At 63.5% G+C, this 19,429-nt stretch carries 20 protein-coding genes; 13 read left to right on the forward strand and 7 right to left on the reverse strand.

Going from position 1 to position 19,429, the window contains the following annotated elements:
* Window positions 1-63: 63 nt before the first annotated feature.
* A complete protein-coding gene (locus tag ACWPW0_RS10085; protein WP_447592128.1) occupies window positions 64-453 on the forward strand; it encodes a hypothetical protein in 390 nt (129 codons plus the stop codon).
* 176 nt (window positions 454-629) lie between these two features.
* Here ACWPW0_RS10085 and ACWPW0_RS10090 read toward each other — a convergent pair whose 3' ends face one another.
* The 7 genes from ACWPW0_RS10090 to ACWPW0_RS10120 form a co-directional block, all read right to left on the reverse strand.
* A complete protein-coding gene (locus tag ACWPW0_RS10090; RefSeq protein WP_454255248.1) occupies window positions 630-1,910 on the reverse strand; it encodes an OprD family porin in 1,281 nt (426 codons plus the stop codon).
* A 35-nt stretch (window positions 1,911-1,945) separates the two neighbouring features.
* Window positions 1,946-3,082, reverse strand: coding sequence for an ABC transporter substrate-binding protein (locus ACWPW0_RS10095; protein ID WP_447592125.1), 1,137 nt, complete (start codon window positions 3,080-3,082; stop codon window positions 1,946-1,948).
* Between the two features lie 87 nt (window positions 3,083-3,169).
* Entirely contained in the window at window positions 3,170-3,922 is a 753-nt protein-coding gene (locus ACWPW0_RS10100) for an ABC transporter ATP-binding protein (protein WP_454255249.1), read from the reverse strand.
* The gene (locus tag ACWPW0_RS10105; RefSeq protein WP_454255250.1) at window positions 3,919-5,685 is read right to left on the reverse strand and encodes a branched-chain amino acid ABC transporter ATP-binding protein/permease; all 1,767 of its coding nucleotides are present in this window, start codon (window positions 5,683-5,685) and stop codon (window positions 3,919-3,921) included. Before ACWPW0_RS10105 ends, ACWPW0_RS10100 begins: the two co-directional genes overlap by 4 nt.
* Window positions 5,685-6,722, reverse strand: a complete 1,038-nt coding sequence (locus ACWPW0_RS10110) for a branched-chain amino acid ABC transporter permease (RefSeq protein WP_447592119.1) — start codon at window positions 6,720-6,722, stop codon at window positions 5,685-5,687. The genes ACWPW0_RS10105 and ACWPW0_RS10110 overlap by 1 nt, the downstream gene beginning before the upstream one ends.
* A gap of 542 nt (window positions 6,723-7,264) precedes the next feature.
* Window positions 7,265-7,846, reverse strand: a complete 582-nt coding sequence (locus ACWPW0_RS10115) for a TetR/AcrR family transcriptional regulator (protein ID WP_447592117.1) — start codon at window positions 7,844-7,846, stop codon at window positions 7,265-7,267.
* A gap of 305 nt (window positions 7,847-8,151) precedes the next feature.
* The gene (locus ACWPW0_RS10120; RefSeq protein WP_454255251.1) at window positions 8,152-8,466 is read right to left on the reverse strand and encodes a hypothetical protein; all 315 of its coding nucleotides are present in this window, start codon (window positions 8,464-8,466) and stop codon (window positions 8,152-8,154) included.
* A 47-nt stretch (window positions 8,467-8,513) separates the two neighbouring features.
* Between ACWPW0_RS10120 and ACWPW0_RS10125 the strand changes: the two genes are divergently transcribed.
* The 12 genes from ACWPW0_RS10125 to dmpG all read left to right on the forward strand — a co-directional run bounded on the left by ACWPW0_RS10125 (window position 8,514) and on the right by dmpG (window position 19,427).
* Window positions 8,514-9,329: an alpha/beta fold hydrolase gene (locus ACWPW0_RS10125; RefSeq protein ID WP_454255252.1), complete on the forward strand. Its 816-nt coding sequence runs from the start codon at window positions 8,514-8,516 to the stop codon at window positions 9,327-9,329.
* Between the two features lie 5 nt (window positions 9,330-9,334).
* Window positions 9,335-9,631, forward strand: coding sequence for an extradiol ring-cleavage dioxygenase (locus ACWPW0_RS10130; RefSeq protein ID WP_447592115.1), 297 nt, complete (start codon window positions 9,335-9,337; stop codon window positions 9,629-9,631).
* Window positions 9,632-9,635: 4 nt separating this feature from the next.
* A complete protein-coding gene (locus tag ACWPW0_RS10135) occupies window positions 9,636-10,487 on the forward strand; it encodes a DODA-type extradiol aromatic ring-opening family dioxygenase (protein ID WP_447592113.1) in 852 nt (283 codons plus the stop codon).
* Window positions 10,487-10,843, forward strand: coding sequence for a non-heme iron oxygenase ferredoxin subunit (locus ACWPW0_RS10140; RefSeq protein WP_447592111.1), 357 nt, complete (start codon window positions 10,487-10,489; stop codon window positions 10,841-10,843). Before ACWPW0_RS10135 ends, ACWPW0_RS10140 begins: the two co-directional genes overlap by 1 nt.
* A gap of 48 nt (window positions 10,844-10,891) precedes the next feature.
* A complete protein-coding gene (locus tag ACWPW0_RS10145; RefSeq protein WP_447592109.1) occupies window positions 10,892-12,241 on the forward strand; it encodes an SRPBCC family protein in 1,350 nt (449 codons plus the stop codon).
* A gap of 11 nt (window positions 12,242-12,252) precedes the next feature.
* Window positions 12,253-12,783 carry a 3-phenylpropionate/cinnamic acid dioxygenase subunit beta gene (locus tag ACWPW0_RS10150; protein WP_447592108.1) on the forward strand — a complete coding sequence of 177 codons (531 nt, stop codon included), beginning with the start codon at window positions 12,253-12,255 and terminating at the stop codon, window positions 12,781-12,783.
* A 10-nt stretch (window positions 12,784-12,793) separates the two neighbouring features.
* Window positions 12,794-13,606 carry a 3-(cis-5,6-dihydroxycyclohexa-1,3-dien-1-yl)propanoate dehydrogenase gene (hcaB, locus tag ACWPW0_RS10155; RefSeq protein ID WP_447592106.1) on the forward strand — a complete coding sequence of 271 codons (813 nt, stop codon included), beginning with the start codon at window positions 12,794-12,796 and terminating at the stop codon, window positions 13,604-13,606.
* 44 nt (window positions 13,607-13,650) lie between these two features.
* Window positions 13,651-14,628: an NAD(P)H-dependent flavin oxidoreductase gene (locus ACWPW0_RS10160; protein ID WP_447592104.1), complete on the forward strand. Its 978-nt coding sequence runs from the start codon at window positions 13,651-13,653 to the stop codon at window positions 14,626-14,628.
* A gap of 38 nt (window positions 14,629-14,666) precedes the next feature.
* Window positions 14,667-15,449 (forward strand): 2-keto-4-pentenoate hydratase, encoded by a 783-nt coding sequence (locus ACWPW0_RS10165; protein WP_454255253.1) that lies wholly within the window; start codon window positions 14,667-14,669, stop codon window positions 15,447-15,449.
* Between the two features lie 117 nt (window positions 15,450-15,566).
* The gene (locus ACWPW0_RS10170) at window positions 15,567-17,441 is read left to right on the forward strand and encodes a feruloyl-CoA synthase (protein WP_447592101.1); all 1,875 of its coding nucleotides are present in this window, start codon (window positions 15,567-15,569) and stop codon (window positions 17,439-17,441) included.
* Window positions 17,434-18,399 carry an acetaldehyde dehydrogenase (acetylating) gene (locus tag ACWPW0_RS10175; RefSeq protein ID WP_454256722.1) on the forward strand — a complete coding sequence of 322 codons (966 nt, stop codon included), beginning with the start codon at window positions 17,434-17,436 and terminating at the stop codon, window positions 18,397-18,399. The genes ACWPW0_RS10170 and ACWPW0_RS10175 overlap by 8 nt, the downstream gene beginning before the upstream one ends.
* Entirely contained in the window at window positions 18,396-19,427 is a 1,032-nt protein-coding gene (gene dmpG / locus ACWPW0_RS10180) for a 4-hydroxy-2-oxovalerate aldolase (protein ID WP_454255254.1), read from the forward strand. Before ACWPW0_RS10175 ends, dmpG begins: the two co-directional genes overlap by 4 nt.
* The last annotated feature ends 2 nt before the right edge of the window (window positions 19,428-19,429 follow it).

Below are 19,429 nucleotides of genomic sequence, written 5' to 3' on the forward strand. Positions count from 1 at the left end.
ACATTGTGGAAGCGGATACGCCGGTGCGTATCCGCTTTTTTAATAACAAGAAGGAGATAAGCCGTGATTGGAATTTGGAGTAGCTACAGCCAGGACTTCCTGCTTTGGTTGGTGATTGCCACCACGCTGGTATTTGCCTTGCCGATTTTCCTGGTGCCGCTGCTGTGGGCGCGCCTGATGGGCTGGAAGATTCCCGAGGAAACCCACCTGGCCATCTATTTCGGCCGTTGCCTGGGCGCGTTCATTCTTATCATCGAAGCGCTGATGCTGCGTGCAGCGTTGACCGGTGAAGCGCTGGTCGTGGCTTTCGAGGCACTGGGCGCAGTTGCCTTGTTGATGGTGCTGGTGCATGTGTATGGCGCCATCCGCCGTATCCAGCCGCTCAGCGAGACGCTGGAAATTCTCATGTACTCCGGCATGTTTGCGCTGGTGGTGTTGTTCTGGCCGGCGTGATCGCCGTCTAGCACTGACCTGGCTGTTTACCAGGGCACGAAATGCAGAAGGGCCTCTTGTGGAGGCCCTTTTTTTGCTCAGTAGGTTTAGATCCCTCGCCTGGCTTGTGGCCGGGGTCGGGTGTCCTCCCATCTTGCGAGGGGAGGGGCTCGTGACCGTCAGGCCACGAGCGGGGGTCACCAGAGTGCGATGGTGTAATCGACGTTCACGCGCAGCTCGTTGTCGTCGCGGAAGCTGGCGGTGGGTGCGAAGTCATTGCGGTACCAGGCATGGCGCAGACGCAGCCCCACACCCTTGAACGTGCCGCTCTGTACGACATAGGACAGCTCGATGTCCTTCTCGCTTTCCGTCAGTCCCGAGCCACCGAGGCGTGCTGGCAACTCGATGTTGCTGCCATGCAGGTAGCGCAGCATGCCTTTCAGGCCCGGTACGCCGACTTGGGTGAAGTCATAGTCGTAACGTACCTGCCAGGTTCTTTCCTTGGTGTTGAGGAACTCGCTGCTCAGCGCACCCTCGCTGATGACGTCCGGCTCACTGCCCGCGATATAGGGCATGGCTGTGTCACCGTCCAGGCGCATGTAGCCGGCACCCAGGGCGTGGGAGCCCTGGCTGTAGGTCAGCATCAGGCCTACGGTGCGGTTGTCGACCTTGCCCGCCTTGGCTGCGCCATCCTCACTGCTGATGAAGTAGCGGAAGTCGGTTTTCAGCCGCCCTTGACCCAGTGCGCGATTGTCCACAAAGGCGATGTAGTCCTGCTTGTACAGGTCCTCCAGCTCAGCATGGTAGTAGCGCAGGGTCAGGGGCTCGGACCACTGGTAGTTACCGCCGATGAAGAGGAAGCGGTCGGATTCGGCTGCACCGTTGAAGCGCCCGTTGGGGGAGCCGATCGTGAATTTCTGGTAGTTGGTCGAGTCGCGTTGATTGACCCGATCAAGCCAGCCCGCATTCAGGTTGAAGCCTTCCAGGTCTTTAGAGTTCAGGTGCACGCCGCGAGCGGTTTGTGGCAGCAGCCGAGTGGGCGGTGAGAGCAGCACGGGCAACATGGGGTTGAGCGTACCGGCGAGCAGCTCGGTGTTGGACACCTTGACCTTGGCGGTCAGGCCCAGCTCGGAATAGTCATCGCGCGGGTCGCGGTCGCTGCTGTCGAAGGGCAGCAGGCCGGTGCCGGTCCGGCCGGACGACGAGTCCAGCTTGAGGCCAAGCATGGCTGTGGCATCCAGGCCGAAGCCGACCGGACCGTCGGTATAGCCCGAGTTGACCTTGAGAATGAAGCCCTGGGCCCACTCACGCAGGGCCGATTGTGCCGAAGTGCCTTTGTAGTCCCGATCGAAGTAGTAGTTGCGCAGGGTCAGGCTGGCCTTGCTGTCTTCGACAAAACCTTGTGCCAGAAGAGCCGGGCTGAGGCTGAACAGGGCGCAGGCAGCTACGCCCCGCTTGATGAGGTGTCGGTTGTGCATCGAGGTTTCCTTATTGTTGTTGTGTGGCGGTGGTGTTACTCAGGGGCGTGGATCAGCACCCACTGTTGGTCCTGCACGCTGACCAGGGCGCGGGCACGTTGGTCGTGGCCGAAGTGGTCGTCGGGGGAGAGGTTGTAGACGCCGTGGGTGCCGGCTACGTCCTTGGTCTGCTCGATGCGGTCGCGCAGGCTGCGACGGAACTCGGCAGTACCCGGGCGGGCTTGTTGCAGGGCCTCGGGGGCAGCGGCCTTGACCACTTGCATGGCATCGAACATGTAGGCACCGAATGGCGACAGGCTGCCTGGGCCGTGCTGCGCTTCGTAGTCCTGGGCGTACTGGCTGGCCAGGGCCTTGGACGGGTGGCTGTCGGGCAGCTTGTCCCACACCACGACCGGGCCGACCGGCAGGATGGCGCCATTGAGGTCCTTGCCGCCGATGCGCAGGAAGGCGCTGTTGGCGGCACCGTGGGTGTGATAGATGGTGCCCTTGAAGCCCAGGCGACGCAGTTCGGTGTGCGGCAGCGCGGCCGGGGTGCCGGTGGCGCCGATCAGCACGACGTCAGGGCGGCTGGCGATGACTTTCAGCGCCTGGCCACTGACCGAGGAGTCGGTACGGTTGAAGCGCTCGTCACGCACCAGGGTGATACCGGCAGCGGGTGCCAGTTCGCTGAGCACCTTGTGCCAGTCTTCGCCCCAGACATCGTTGTAGCCGATGTAGCCGAGGGTCTTCACGCCGTTTTCCTGCATGTGCTCGATCAGCGCTTCGGCCATCAGCGTGTTGGTCTGCGCGATGGTGAAGATCCAGTGCTTGTCGTCACCGCTCGGGCCGAAGGGGGCCAGAGCGATCTGCGGGGTGGCGCTTTCCTTGGCGATCTGGGCGACGGCGGCGGAGGTGGGTACGGTGCTGGAGCCGATCAACAGGTCGACCTTGTTCTCGCTGACCAGTTTGCGCGCGTTCTTGGTGGCGGCGGTGCTGTCACTGGCATCGTCGAGGACGATGTAGTTGACGGTTTCGCCAGCAATTTCCTTGGGCAGCAGCTTGAGCGTGTTGCGCTCAGGAATGCCCAGCGAAGCGCCTGGACCGGTGGTCGAGAGGATGACGCCAACGTTGATGTCGGCATGGGCTGCACCGCTGATGGATACGGCCAGCAGCAAGGGGAGGAATCGTTTCATGAGAAGCTCCAAATCTGGTCTTGTTGTTGTTCTGAATGCTCGCGGGTATGCAGTGCTGGGCTTGTCGCCTCCTTGCCTGAGCAGCGCTCAGGCGGGTTGGGGAGAGGGAGTGGTGGTGGCGCGTCGGCCGAGGTAGGTCTCGATCACCTTCGGGTCCTCGGCCAGTTCGGCGGCCGGGCCCTGCAGCACGAGCTCGCCCACTTCGAGGACGTAGCCGTAATCGGAAGCCCGCAGCGCGGCGCGGGCGTTCTGCTCGACCAGCAGGATCGATACGCCGGTCTGGCGCAGGCCTTCGATGATCGTGAAGATTTCGCTGATGATGCGTGGCGCCAGGCCCAGGCTTGGCTCGTCGAGCATCAGCAGGCGTGGCTTGCCCATCAGCGCGCGGCCGATGGCGAGCATCTGCCGCTCGCCACCAGAGAGGGTGCCGGCGGCTTGCTGGCGACGCTCTTTCAGGCGTGGGAACAGGGCGAACACTTCTTCCAGCGTGCCGGAGTAGTCCCGGTCACCACGCCGGTAGCGGCTGAAGGCACCCAAGCACAGGTTGTCTTCCACGCTCATCGGTGCGAACAGCTCACGGCTTTCCGGAACCAGGGCCATGCCCAGGCCCACGCGGTGGGCCACGTCGTGGTGCGGCAGCAAAGGCTCGCCCTGGTAGAACACTTCGCCCGAGCAGGGCAGCAAGCCGATCAAAGCGGCCATCAGGGTGGTCTTGCCGGCGCCGTTGGGGCCGATCAGGCTGACGATCTGGCCTTCGCCAACACGCAGATCGAGCGTGCGCACGGCTTCGACCTTGCCATAGCCGACCGATAGGCCGCGTACTTCCAGCAGGCTGTTCATTCCACACCTCCGAGGTAGGCGGCCAGGACCGCCGGGTTGTCCTGGATTTCCGTGGGCGTGCCGGTGGCCAGGCGCTGGCCGAACTCCATCACCACGATGCGATCCGCCAGGTTCATGACGAAGTCCATGTCGTGCTCCACCAGCAGCACGCCGAGGCCTTCGGCACGCAGTTGGTCGAGCAGGCTGGCGAGGGCCTGTTTCTCGCCATAGCGCAGGCCGGCGGCGGGTTCGTCGAGCAACAGCAGCAACGGGTCGCTGCACAACGCGCGGGCGATTTCGACGATGCGTTGCTGACCCAGCGCCAGGCTGCCGGCAGGGGTGTGCATGAATTCGCCAAGACCGACACGCTCGACCTGGCGAGCCGCTTCGGCGAGCAGGCGGGTCTCTTCGTGGCGCTCCAGGTGCAGCATGGCGCGCAGTAAACCGGCACGGCCGCGACGGTGGGCGCCAAGGGCGACGTTCTCCAGCACGCTCATGGTTGGCAGCAGGCGGACATGCTGGAAGGTGCGGCTGACGCCCAGTTGTGCGATGGCGCGTGGCGACAGGCCGTCAATGCGCTGGCCACGGAACTCGATCTCGCCTGCGGTGGGTGGCAGAACCCCGGAGAGCAGGTTGAACAGGGTCGACTTGCCGGCGCCGTTAGGGCCGATCAGCGCGGTCACTTCGCCGCCGTTGACCGACAGGCTCATGTCGTTGTTCGCCACCAGTCCGCCAAAACGCTTGACCAGGCCCTTGGCTGACAGCAGTGGCTGGCCGGCAATTGGCGGTTCACGGCGTGGCAGTGGTTCGGCATCGTCGAGCGACAGGCGCGGTGGGCGTGGAGCGGGCAGGCGCTTGCTCAACAGGGGCAGCAGTCCGTCACGGGCGTACTGCAACACCAGGATGATCAGCACGCCGAAGAAGATCATCTCGACGTTGTCGGTCTGCCCGAAAATCTGCGGCAGTACATCCTGCAGCACCTGCTTGATCAGGGTCAGCAGTGCGGCACCGAGCAGGGCGCCCCACAGGCTGGCTGTGCCGCCGAGGACGATCATGAACAGGTATTCGATGCCCATCACCACGGAAAATGGCGTGGGGTTCACGGCACGCTGCATGTGCGCATAGAGCCAGCCGGACAACGACGCCAGCAGGGCGGCGATGAGGAAGACCACCAGCTTGCTGCTGGCGGTATTCACGCCCATGGCCTCGGCCATGCCGCTGGCTTCCTTGAGCGTGCGGATGGCGCGGCCCTGGCGGCTGTGCAGCAGGTTGCCGAGCAGCCACAGGGTGGCGACCAGCAGCACGCCGATCAGCAGGCTGAAGTCCGCGGCGGTATCGATGCGCCAGCCGAACACTTCGATGTGTGGCAGGTCGTGGATGCCGCCGAAGCCGCCAAGGCCCGGCAGGTTGCCGAACAGGTAGTAGAGCGCCAGGCCCCAGGCCAGGGTGCCGATGGGCAGATAATGGCCGGCCAGACGCAAGGTCAGCAGGCCGAGCACGGTGGCGATCAGCAGGGTGATGGCCAGGCCGGCAAGCAGGCCGAGCCAGGGCGAGAGGCCCAGCGAACTGCTGAGCACCGCTGTGGCATAGGCGCCGATGCCGACGAAGGCAGCCTGGCCGAAGGACGTCAGGCCACTGACGCCGGTCAGCAGTACCAGGCCGAGGGCGACCAAGCTGTACAGGCCGACATAGTTGAGCAGCGTGACGTAGAACGGCGGCAGCACCAGAGGCGCCACGATGATCGCCGCGAGTAGCAGAAGCAGGGGAAGCAGTCGGCGGATCATCAGTGCTCATCCTCGGTATGGGGGTGTTTCAACGACAGCCAGACCAGCACCGGGATAACCAGGGTGAAGACGATCACCTCCTTGTAGGCCGAGGCCCAGAAGCTGGCGAAGCTTTCCAGCAGGCCGACCAGGAAGGCACCGCCTGCAGCCAGCGGATAGCTGGCCAGGCCGCCGATGATGGCGGCGACGAAACCCTTGAGGCTGATGAGGAAGCCGGAGTCGTAGTACAGCGTGGTCAACGGGCCGATCAGCACGCCAGAGCAGGCGCCGATGAATGCTGCGAGAACGAAGGCGCTCTTGCCCGCCAGTTGTGTGGGAATACCCACCAGCTGCGCGCCGTTACGGTTGAAGGCGGTAGCACGCAAGGCCTTGCCATACAGGCTGTGGCCGAAGAACAGGTAGAGCAGGGCGATCAGCAGCAGTGCACTGCCAATCACCAGCAGGTTCTGCAGGTTCACCGGCAGGGTTCCGACCATCACACCGGCGGTGCTCAGGGCGTCGGTGCGGAAGCCTTCGGCGCCGAACATCTGCAGGCTGAAGCCGAGCAGCACGATGTGCAGGGCCACCGAGATGATCAGCAGCAACAGCACCGAACCTTCGGCGACACGCTGATAGACCAGGCGATACAGCAGCGGGCCGAGCGGGGTGACGATGGCGATGGCCAACGCGATCTGGGCCAGGCCAGGCAGGGTGTTCAGGTCGAACACGCTGAGGATTCCCCACAGCGCCAATGGCAGGGTCAGGTAGCGAGCCAGAATGCCGGGCAGGCGCCAGGCGTGGCGATGGCGCAGGGCAATCGCGCAGTCGAGTGCGCAACCGGCCAGCGAGCAACCCAGCAACAGCCACAAGGTGCCGGGCAGTACGCCGGCCTGCAGGGTGGCCAGTGTCAGTGCGCTGTAGACGACGAAATCACCCTGGCAGACCAGGATCACTCGGGTAACGGCAAAGACCAGGACCAGAGCCAGGGCCACCAGCGCGTAGATGGCGCCCGTGGTCAGACCGTCCTGCGTGAGGAAGGCCAGAATCGAGATATCCATGGGGCGGCCTCAGTCGAGCACAGGGGTGCGCTCGACCAGGGTGGGTCGAACGCGGGCGGTGGAGGGCGGTATGCCACTGGCTGAGTGTCGGGACGCCCGAAGGGCGGCCATCGACCGGCTAGGGTCGGGGCATGCATGCACGTGCATAGGCTTTATCCATCTGTTGTTCTTGTTTTTCATCGGCTTCTAGAGCTTTTGAATACACATGTGAATGTGTATTTATAGCTTACGTTTAGGCGATGTCTGGTTGTCAACAGGGGAGGGGGTAGAAAACCTGAAAGGGCCCGTAGATTTTATTTAATGCACTGATATAGAAGGAAAAATATATTTCATTCGGAGCTGATTGAAATCTTCCAAGAAGTCTCGTTGGTCGAGGTTATGTGAGATTTGGATACAGTTTTGTACTGTATCTTTATGGGTGATTTTGCTGGTGCCAGTTAGCGGTTGGAGGGTGGTTGGGCTGGGTGAGGGCTGTTTTGTGCACGGCAAAACGCAACGGGCAACCTGTTGGTTGCCCGCTGTTGGTACTGCTTGGAGGGGAATTAGGCGGGTAGCAGATCCGGCTCGGGGATCAGGATGTGCGACATGCGCGTGTTGCGTTCCAGGCGTTCCTGGGCTGTGTCGTCGCTGTGCAGCAGGGACAGGCTGATCTGGTAGGCGTAGATCAGGTAGGCGCGATCGCGGGCTTCGCTTTCGTCCATGTGGCCTTGCATCAGCAGGCTTTCGATATAGCTCAGGCGGTGCCGGTCGACTTCATCGATGGCCTGACGTGCCTGTTTGTCGCGACGTGCCCAGGCGCGGATACCCAGCTCGATGGCCGCCGCCTCGCGGGCGGTCTGGCCATGGAAGGGCAGTTCCAGCAAGCGCTGCAGTTGCTGTTGGGGCGAGGTCTGGGCATTGCGCAGGTGGTGAATCACATCTTCGGTGGCTCGGGCGCGCCAGTTGCCGAGGATACCCTCGAGCAGTTCGCCACGGCTCTTGAAGTGATAGTAGAAGCTGCCTCGGGTGATCTTCAGCTCTTTGGCCAGGGTATCGACCCGAACGGCATCCACGCCGCTCTTGACCAGAACACTCTGGGCCGCTTGGATCCAATCCTCTCGGGTGAGATTGGTGCGTGATGACATTGTTTTAAGCCTTGTCCAGCAAGCGAATTGGGTTACGGGCGAGTGACAGCCTGTCAAGCGCCGATTGGTTACAGAGCGCATTCTAGCGTCAACCGACGCCTCAGGCAGCCGCTAATGACATGCAAGGGTGTCTGCTGGTGGATCGTCCTGTTGAGCTTTCATAGCATGCCCTTGCGGTATCCCGAATGCATTGATGGATGTCAACACATGGTGATCAGGGTCTTGGGGCTGATGGATTACCTCTGCAGCTTCTGCACGGTGCGCAAGGGCGATTGCACGTGTCTTTGTGGGCATTCCGCTGCCACTTATTGCAATACATTTGTGTAGGTTATTGCGCTGCTTTTGCCATTCTCGTCTGATTCTTCGGCGCCTTTCTTTTGGTTGGGTTCCGTTCCGTGCTGGCGCCAGGCTGGTACGGCAATGGTTTCTCCTCGGCATTCCTGATCTCGATGAAAGCCAAGTAAATACAGCGGTTTAGCCATTTTTAGAGACTGAAGCGAATTGTCTTGTCGGCTGTTTTTGCCAGCCGCTGAAGGCGGCTGGCCGGCATGCCCGTGTGTTTGTTGGATGGCCTTTACGCGCGGCCTGGTATTGACGCAGATCAAATTCGTCCATAGCATACAGATACACATCTGTATCTTCATAAGAACAAGCAACCGGAGGCCTTATGGACGGAATTGGCAAAACCCTGCTCGCGGCAGGACACAAGACCAATTATCACGAAGCGGGAGAGGGCGAAGCGCTGTTCCTGTTGCATGGCTCGGGCCCCGGCGTGTCGGGCTGGACCAACTGGTCGAAGAGCATGGCTGCCTTCTCTGATAACTGGCGGGTGATTGTTCCGGACATCGCCGGTTTCGGTTTCACCGAGTTCCAGGAAGGCACCAAGTACGACATCAAACTGTGGGTCAATCATCTGGTTGGCATCATGGATGCGCTGGATATCGAGAAGGCCTCCTTTGTCGGTAACTCCTTCGGCGGCGCCGTGGCCATCGGCCTGGCTGTCTTTGCTCCGGAGCGCGTGAACAAGCTGGTGTTGCTCGGCACGCCGGCTGGCGAATTCGTCCAGACACCGGGCCTGCGTGGCGCCTGGGAGTACGAGCCATCGCTGGACAACATGCGCCGCCTGATGGAGCTGTTCCCCTACGACACTTCGCTGATCACCCCCGAGCTGGTGCAAGCCCGCTACGAGGCCAGTGCCCGTGTCGGTTCCCAGGAAGCCCTGCGCAAGCTGATCCCGCAGCCGGCTGCCGAAGGCGAAACCATCGTCAAGGGATTCCCGGCGGGCGCCCTGGCCAAGATCACCGCGCCGACCCTGGTGGTTCATGGTCGCGAAGACCGCGTGGTGCCGCCGCAATGCGGCCTGTTGATCGCCAATAGCGTGCCCAATGCCGACCTGCACCTGTTCGGCCACTGCGGCCACTGGGTACAGAGCGAGCAGCCCCGCCGTTTCGTTGCGCTGGTGCGCGACTTCCTCGCCGAGTAAGTGCCATGAGCCGCAATGTACTGGAGCGAGTGCTCTGGCAACTGTCCGTCGAGCGCGCCGCCAAGGAGCGCTTTCGCGAGGATGCGCGCCTGTTTCTGGAGCGCTTCGCGCTGAGCCCGGAAGAAGTGGAGATGGTGGTGACGTTCGACGTCGGCGCGCTCCAGGCCATCGGGGTCAACCCGATGCTGACCATGGGCTTCTGGCAGGAGCTGTCGCCCGAACGTAGCATGCGCCGCTACAAGGAACGGCTGGGCGCCACCGATGAACAACGTGCCGGCTTTTCCGCCGCGCTGAAGGGGTAAGGACATGGGCAAGATCGTAGGCGGCTTCTGGATGCCGCATGACCCGGTGATGTTCGTCGCCCCCGAGGCGCCGCCGCAGGCGCAGCGCGAGACGGTGTGGGGCGCCTTCACCCAGTGCGCGCAGCGCCTGGCCGAGCTGAAGCCGACGTCGGTGATCATCGTCGGCTGCGACCATTACATCCTGTTCGGCACCCACTGCCTGCCGCCCTATGTCATCGGTACCGGCGATGTGGACGGCCCCATCGACCGCCTGCCGGGCCTGGAGCGTGGCGTGGTGATCAACCAGGAACAGCTGGCCGGGCATATCGCCAGCCATGGTGTGGCCAACGGTATCGACTGGACGGTGTCGCGCAGCTTCACCATCGACCATTCCTTCGCCATTCCCTACCAGTTGGTGGTGCAACCGGCCGAAGAGATTCTGGGCCGCTCGCTGCCAAGCATCCCGGTGTACCTGGCCTGTGGCGTCGATCCGTACATCTCGCTGCAGCGTGCCGCCGACCTCGGCCGGCAGATCCGCGCGGCGGTGGAAGCATTCGATGACGACGAGCGCGTCGTGATCATCGGCAGCGGTGGCATCAGCCACTGGGTCGGCACTGCCGAGATGGGCCAGGTCGCCGAAGACTTCGATCAGGAAATTCTCGCCCTGGGTGTCGCCGGTGACCTGCAAGGCCTGTGCGCCTACCGCGACGAGGACATCCTGCGCCGCGCCGGCAACGGCGCCATGGAAATCCGCAACTTCGCCTGCGCCATGGCCGCCGTGCCTGGTGCCCGCGGTGAAGTGATCGCTTATGAGGCGGTGCCGGCCTGGGTTACCGGGCTGGGCTTCCTGCAACTGATTGCCGGGGAGAACCTGTGATGACATCCCGCGTACTGCTTTGCCAGCGTGAAGAGCTGGAACCCGGAACCCTGAAGAAAGTCGCCAACGCCGATGTGGGTGACATCTGTGTGTACAACCTCGATGGCACCTATTACGCCACCGCCGACATGTGCACCCACGCCACCGCTTCGCTGGCCGAGGGCGATCTGGAAGACGACCTGATCACCTGCCCGGTGCACTGGGGGCAATTCCATGTGCCGAGTGGCAAGGCCGTGACCTTCCCGTGCGAGAAGCACCTGCGCACCTACCGCATCATCGTTACCGATAAAGAAGTGTTCGCTGACGTCACGCAAGAGGCCGAAGAAGCCCTGGCGGACGCCGACAGCCCGATCTGACGGCTGCTCCTGCGACTCTTTCAACCGACTGCCTTTTGAGTGAACAGCATGGACAACGACACGCTGATACCGCTTAGACCCATCGAAGCGACCCCGACCCTGACCAACCTGGACCGCCTCTGCGACATGCAGGAAGGCCGCCTGTCCGGCAAGGTCTTCTGGGACCAGGCGATCTACGAGCAGGAGCTGGAGAAGATCTTCGCTCGCTGCTGGCTGTTCGTCGCCCACGAATCGCAACTGCCGAAAGCCGGTGACTATCTGACCACCACCATGGGTGAAGACGAAGTCCTGGTGGTTCGTCAGAAAGACAAGTCCATCCGGGTCATGCTCAACGCCTGTCCGCACCGTGGCAACAAGGTGTGCTTCGCCGAGGCGGGTAATGCACGTGGCTTCATCTGCAACTACCACGGCTGGTCGTTCGGTGCCGATGGCGGTCGTCTGCTCGGCATGCACGAATCCAAGTGCTACGAAGAAAGCCACTTCGACAAGTCCCGCCATGGCCTGCGCCAGGCGCGTGTCGCCAGCTACAAAGGCCTGGTGTTCGCCACCTTTGCCGCCGATGCACCGAGTCTCGAGGAATACCTCGGCCCGATGACCTGGTACCTCGACGTGATGCTCGACATGGACGAGGGCGGCAGCGAGTTCCACGGCGGCTGCATCCGCTCGACCATCGAGTGCAACTGGAAGATCGCCGCGGAAAACTTCGTCGGCGACATCCTGCACGGCGGCTGGACCCACGACTCGGCCGCCAAGGCCATGCTCGGCGGTCCGGTGACCCAGGTCAGCGAGTTGCCCGAGTCCTACTCGGTGAACTGGAACGGCCACGGCTACGAGTTCGCCACCGATGTGGTCGGCAATGCCGCGACCCTCGGCGAGCGCGAGATCAACAAATACCTGCACCTGTTGCGGCCGAAGGTCGCCGAGCGCCTGGGCGAGTTCCGCTCCAAGCTGATCGGTTCGATCTCCTCGTTCACCGTGTTCCCCAACTTCTCCTTCCTGCCCGGGCAGAACACCGTGCGCATCTGGCAACCGCGCGGGCCGAACAAGATCGAGCTGTACACCTGGGTGATCGTCAACAAGAACGCCCCGCAGGAGATCAAGGACAAGTGGCGCCGTGGCGCGATGATGACCTTCTCGCCGACAGGCGTGTTCGAGATGGACGACGGCGAGAACTGGGAATACTGCACCAAGACCAGCCGCGGCATGGTCACTCGCTACCAGGACCTATACGTCGGCCTGGGCATGGATACGCGCCTGGAGAACAGCGAGCTGCCGGGCAACGTGTTCAAAGGCCAGCTCAACGAGTGCAACGCCCGTGCCTTCTACCAGCGCTGGAAAGACCTGCTGGAATCCCCGACCTGGGCGGACGTGCCCGACCGTAACGGCACGATGCGCTGAGGAGACCGATGATGACTGCTTTGCAACACGAACAGCCGGTCGCTCTGGATGATGCGCGCGCGGTGGAAGCCTTCCTGCTGCGCGAGGCGCGCCTGCTCGATGACGAGCGCTGGGACGACTGGCTGGCCGGTCTCTCCGAAGCCATTCATTACTGGATGCCGGGGATCGAGAACCGCCGCCGCGAAGACCGTTCCGGGCCGTATCGCCTGGAACACATGGCCTATTTCGACGACAGCCTGCGTGACCTGCAGCGTCGCGTCGCGCGCTTCAAGCAGCCGTCGGCCTGGGCCGAGAACCCGGCCACGCGCAATGTGCACCTGATCAGCAACATCGAGGTGTATGCCGGCGAAGAGGAGGGCGAATTCATTGCCTATTCCTGCTTCATCAACCTGCGCAGCCGTGGCCTGGACGAGTCGCACCAACTGGTAGGTCGCCGCGAAGACGTGCTGCGCCTCGAGGCCGATGGCCTCAAGTTGCTCAAGCGCAAGATCCTCATCCCCAACGCGATGTTGCTGTGCAAGAACATCAACACCTTCCTCTGAGGACACGCCCATGGGTTGGCTTGAAGGACAAGTAGCACTGGTCACCGGCGGCACGGGTGGCATCGGCAGCGCCATCGTGCGGCGTTATGTAGAAGAGGGCGCTCGCGTTTGCGTGATGGCGCGCGACAACGAACAGCTACAGGCGCTGCGCAGTGAACTGGGCGATGCGGTGATTACCGTGCAGGGCGACGTGTCTCGCTACCAGGACAACCAGCGCGCCGTGGCCGCCACTCTGGAGGCGTTCGGCAAGCTGGACACCTTCGTCGGCAACGCGGCGGTGTTCGATTATTTCACCCGCCTGGACCGTATCGCGCCCGAAGATTTCGAGAGCGCGTTCCAGCGTTTGTTCGCCATCAACGTGCAGGGTTACCTGCTGGGCGCACGTTGCAGCACCGAGGCGCTGCGAGCCAGCCGGGGCAGCATGATCTTCACCCTGTCCAACAGCGCGTTCTACGCGGGCGGTGGTGGCATCCTCTATGTCACCGCCAAACATGCGCTGGTCGGTATGATCCGTCAGCTGGCTTACGAGCTGGCGCCGGATATTCGCGTCAATGGCGTGGCACCGGGTGCCACCAACACGCCGATGAAGAGCCTGGATGGGCTCAACCAACGCAGTGTGCCCCTCAACCAGATCCCCGGTTTCGAGGATGGTGCGGCCCAGGCCGTGCCGCTGCAGCGCATCGCCGAGCCGGAGGACCATACCGGCCACTACGTGTTGCTGGCCTCGCAAGCGAATGCCGGGTTGACCACCGCGAACATCATCCACAGCGATGGTGGCTGGGAAATTCGCAGCGCCGGACCGCGCAAGCACAGCAAGACCTGAATGACCTTGCGGTCTTTGATAAGTACAACAAAAGAGACAGAACAATGAGTGCCAACCGTACGTCCCTGAGCGCGTCTCAGCGCCACGTCCTGGAACTGTTCCAGGCCCTGCCACTGCCGATTCTCGCCGCGCCGATGTTCCTGGTCTCCGGTCCGGACCTGCTGACCGCCTGCTGCAAGGCCGGGATCATCGGCAGCATGCCGGCACCGAACGCCCGCACCATCGAGCAACTGGAGCAGTGGCTGGACCAGATCGTCGGTGAGCGCAAGGCTGCCGAGGCGCAGGGCGAGACCCTGGCGCCGTGGATGCTGAACATGATCGTGCACAGCACCTACGACCGCTTCGCCGCCGAGATGGAACTGGTCCGCCGCTACCAGCCGCCGGTGGTGTCCACCGCACTGGGCAGCCCCAAGCGTGTACTGGATGAAGTGCATGCCTACGGCGGCGTAGTGATTGCCGATGTGATCACCCCGGCCATGGCGCGCAAGGCGGCCGACGCCGGTGTCGATGGCCTGATTCTGGTGTGCAACGGCGCGGGCGGGCATACCGGCCATTACAACCCGATGGCCTTCATCGCCGAAGTGCGGCAGTTCTGGGATGGCCCGCTGGGGCTGGCCGGTGCGGTCTCCAATGGGCGTGACGTGCATGCCGCGCAGGTGCTTGGTTGTGACTTCGCTGTGGTGGGCACGCGCCTGGTCGCGGCGCAGGAAAGCCTGGTCGGCGACGACTACCGGCAGATGCTGGTGGAGTGCTCGATGGATGATCTGGTCGCGACCAAGGCCGTCAGCGGTGTGCTGGCCAACTGGATGAAGCCGTCGCTGGAGCGCGCCGGTATCGACCCCGAGGCCCAGAACAGCGCCAGCGTCGACTTCTCCGGCAACATCGCCAGCGCCAACAAGGCCTGGAAACACGTCTGGTCGGCAGGCCAGGGCGTTGGCCAGATCGGCCGCAGCTACAGCGTTGCCGAGCTGGTCGAGGAACTGCGTACGGACTACCGCGCCAGTCTCGATCGCCGCATCTGAGCACCTGCTTTCCACCTTAACGACCGAGGAGTTTTCCGGTGAACCACGATTCCATCCAGGCTGCCGCCGCGGCACTCGCCGAGGCACGCCAGACACGTCGCCCTTGTGGCCGCATATCCGAACGTTTCCAGATTTCCACCCTGGCCGACGCCTATGCCGTGCAGGACCTCAACACCCAGGCCGCGCTGGCGGCCGGGCGGCGCCTGAGCGGTCGCAAGATCGGCCTGACCTCGCTGGCCGTGCAGCAGCAACTGGGTGTCGATCAGCCGGACTTCGGCATGTTGTTCGCCGACATGGAAGTGCGTGACGGCGAGGCCATCGACAGCTCGCGTCTGATCCAGCCGAAAGCCGAGGGCGAGATCGCCTTCGTCCTCGGACGTGACCTGCCCAACGCGGACACCACCCTGGGCGAGCTGATGCGCGCTGTGGACTACCTGGTGCCGGCACTGGAAATCGTCGACTCGGCCATCGAGGACTGGAAGATCACGCTGGTCGATACCGTCGCCGACAACGCCTCCTCGGGCCTCTATGTACTGGGCAAGACCCCAGTGCCGCTGTCGGGTCTCGACCTGGCGCTGGAGGGCATGCTGCTGGAGAAGAACGGCGCGCAGGCGTCCATTGGCGTCGGCGCGGCCTGCCTGGGCAACCCGCTGGATGCCTGCCTGTGGCTGGCACGGACCATGGCGGAAGTCGGTCGGCCGCTGCAGGCCGGCGATGTGCTGCTGTCCGGCGCTCTGGGGCCGATGGTCACGGCGGCGGCGGGCGATAGCCTGCGGCTGCGCCTGACCCGCCTGGGCGAGGTGAGCTGCCGCTTCGCCTGATACAGAGCCGGATCACCGGCCTTGCGTGTGCATAACGGCGCCTTCTGCCAGAAGGCGGCTGACAACAAAAACGATGGGCAATGGGCCTTGCAGCCTGTTGAGCCCTGAGGGCGTGCTGTGAACGATTACTTCAATGACCCCACCCGGTTGGCGCCGGCCCGTGTCGAGCGCGAATCGCGTGCCGATGGCAGTTTCATCCTGCGTTCCCCCGAACCGCTGCAAGCCTATGCGCGCTGTGTCGGGGAATGGCTGGAGCGCTGGGCGGTCGAGCGTCCCGAACACACCTTTCTTGCCGAGCGCCGTGACGGGCAGTGGTACCGCCTCGGCTATGCCGAGGTGCGTCGCCAGGTCGGTGCACTGGCGCAGGGGCTGCTGAATTTGCGCCTGCCTGCCGGCCAGCCGTTGGTGGTGCTGTCGGAAAACGATATCGACCATGCGCTGTTGTCGCTGGCGGCGATGCATGTCGGCATTCCGGTGGCGACCATTTCAGTGGCCTATTCGCTGTCCGCTGGCGATTGCGCCAAGCTGCGGCAGATTGTCGAGACGCTGGCGCCGGGCGCGGTCTTCGTCAGCGATGGCCAGGCCTATGGCCGTGCGCTGGAGTTGTCGGGCGTCAATTGCCCGGTTCTGGTGGCGCGCAATACCGAGCACGTTGCCGGCGCCATCGCCCTGGCCGACCTCTACCAGACCGTGGAAACCGCTGCGGTGGCGCAGGCGTTCGCCACGCTCGGCCCGGACAGCCATGCACGCTACCTGCTGACCTCCGGTTCGACCGGTACACCGAAGGTGGTGGTGACCACCCAGCGCATGCTCTGCGCCAACCAGCAGGCCATCGCGCAGTGCTGGCGCTTCGTCGAAACCACGGAAATGGTGGTGCTCGACTGGTTGCCCTGGAGCCATGTGTTCGGTGCCAACCACAACTTCAACCTGATCCTGCGCAACGGCGGCGCGCTGTATATCGACGAAGGCCGCCCGGTGCCGGGGTTGATCGAGCGTACCGTGGAGAACATCAAGGACATCCGTCCGACGCTGTTCTTCAACGTACCGCGTGGTTACGAAGTGCTGCTGCCGTACCTGGAGGCTGACCGCGAGCTGGCCCAGGCCCTGTTCGAACGGCTCGACATGCTGTTCTACGCGGCGGCGGCATTGCCGCAGAGCAGTTGGGACCGCCTGGTGGCCGTGGCCGCCGAGGTGCGCGAGAAGCCGTTGTTCTTCACCTCGGAGTGGGGCTGCACGGAAAGCTCGCCCGTGCTGACCAACGTGCACTTCCGCCTGGAGCGTGCCGGCAACATCGGCCTGCCGGTGCCGGGTGTGGAAATCAAGTTCGTGCCCAGCGGCGACAAGCTGGAGATGCGCGTGCGTGGCGAGTCGGTCTTCCGCGAGTACCGCAACAGCCCGGAACTCACCGCCCAGGCCTTCGACGAAGAAGGCTTCTACATGATCGGCGATGCCGGCCTGCTGATCGACCCCGAACGCCCCGAGCGCGGGATCCAGTTCAACGGCCGTGTCACCGAAGACTTCAAGCTCACCAGCGGGACCTGGGTGTCGGTAGGCACCTTGCGTCTGCGCATCGTCAGTGCGTTGTCGCCCTATGCCCAGGATTGCGTGATCACCGGGCATGACCGCGACGACATCGGCGTACTGCTGTTCCCGTCGCCGGCACTGCGTGCCCTGGCCGGTGCCGATGGGGCGGGCCTCAGCGGCGAGCAACTGGCCGCTGTGCCTGCCGTGCGTGAGGCGCTGCTCGCGGGGCTGGCGAAGCTGGAGCAGGAGAGCCCGGCCTCGTCGCGGCATGCCGCTCGCCTGCTGATTCTCGACACACCGCCCAGCCTGGATGCCGGGGAAATCACCGACAAGGGTTACATCAACCAACGTCTCGTACTGGGGCTGCGTGCCGATCAGGTCCTGCGCCTGTATGCCGAGATCACCGACGACGCCGTCATTCTGCTCAGCGAAACCAGAGGAGCACTCGAGCATGCCAACCATGGGTAAATTGAAAGTCGCCATCGTCGGGTCCGGCAACATCGGGACCGATCTGATGATCAAGATCATGCGCAACGCCAAGCACCTGGAAATGGGCGCCATGGTCGGTATCGACCCGGCCTCCGACGGCCTGGCCCGCGCGGCACGCCTGGGCGTGGCCACCACCCATGAAGGTGTCGAAGGCCTGACGCGCCTGCCGGTGTTCGAGGATATCGACTTCGTCTTCGATGCCACCTCGGCTGGCGCTCACGTGAAGAACGATGCCTTCCTGCGCAGCATCAAGCCCGGCATCCGCCTGATCGACCTGACCCCGGCGGCCATCGGCCCGTACTGCGTGCCGGTGGTGAACCTGGAGCAGAACCTGGCCCAGCTCAACGTCAACATGGTCACCTGCGGTGGCCAGGCGACCATCCCGATGGTGGCGGCGGTATCGCGTGTGGCCAAGGTGCATTACGCCGAAATCATCGCCTCCATCGCCAGCAAGTCGGCGGGCCCGGGTACGCGTGCCAACATTGATGAGTTCACCGAAACCACCTCCAAAGCCATTGAAGTGATCGGCGGCGCGGCCAAGGGCAAGGCGATCATCATCATGAACCCGGCCGAGCCACCGCTGATCATGCGCGACACCGTGTTCGTGCTGTCCGAAGCCGTGGACCAGGCCAAGGTCGAAGCCTCCATTGAAGAAATGGCTGCCGCCGTGCAGGCCTATGTGCCGGGCTACCGCCTGAAGCAGAAGGTGCAGTTCGACGTGATCCCCGAGGACGCGCCGCTGAACATCCCCGGCCACGGGCGTTTCTCCGGCCTGAAGACCTCGGTGTTCCTCGAAGTCGAAGGTGCCGCCCACTACCTGCCAGCCTACGCCGGCAACCTCGACATCATGACGTCCGCCGCGTTGGCCACCGCCGAGCGCATGGCTCAGTCGATTTTGAACACTGCCACGACCAACGGTTCGGGAGACGCCGCATGACCTTCGATCCGAGCAAGAAGCTGTACATCTCCGACGTGACCCTGCGCGATGGCAGCCACGCCATTCGCCACCAGTATTCGATCCAGAACGTGCAGGACATCGCCCGCGCGCTGGACGCGGCCAAGGTCGACTCCATCGAAGTCACCCACGGTGATGGCCTGCAAGGCTCCAGTTTCAACTACGGCTTCGGCGCCCACAGCGACCTGGAATGGATCGAAGCCGCCGCCGATGTGATTGAGCACGCGACCATCGCCGTCCTGCTGTTGCCGGGCATCGGCACGGTGCATGACCTCAAAGCGGCCTATGACGCGGGGGCGCGCACCGTGCGTGTGGCCACCCATTGCACCGAAGCGGATGTGTCCAGACAGCACATCGAGTACGCCCGCAGCCTGGGCATGGACACCGTCGGTTTCCTGATGATGAGCCACATGATTCCGGCCGAGCAGCTCGCCGCACAGGGCAAGCTGATGGAGAGCTACGGTGCCCAGTGCATTTACATGGCCGACTCCGGTGGCGCGATGAACATGAGCGACATCCGCGACCGCATGCGGGCATTCAAGGCCATCCTCGATCCGCAAACCCAGACCGGCATGCACGCCCACCACAACCTCAGCCTGGGCGTGGCCAACTCGATCACCGCGGCGGAAGAAGGCTGCGACCGTATCGATGCCAGCCTGGCGGGCATGGGCGCCGGTGCCGGTAACGCGCCGCTGGAAGTGTTCATCGCCGCTGCCGAACGCATGGGCTGGAACCACGGCACCGACCTGTATCGCCTGATGGATGCGGCCGACGACCTGGTGCGTCCGCTGCAGGACCGCCCGGTGCGCGTGGACCGCGAAACCCTGGGCCTGGGCTATGCCGGCGTATATTCGAGCTTCCTGCGTCACGCCGAAGTGGCGGCGCAGAAGTACGGCCTGAAGACCCTCGACATCCTCGTCGAGCTGGGCCGTCGGCGCATGGTGGGTGGCCAGGAAGACATGATCGTCGACGTGGCGCTGGACCTGCTGGCCGCTGGCAAGAACCACTGAGG

Source organism: Pseudomonas sp. Marseille-Q8238, from assembly GCF_965111915.1.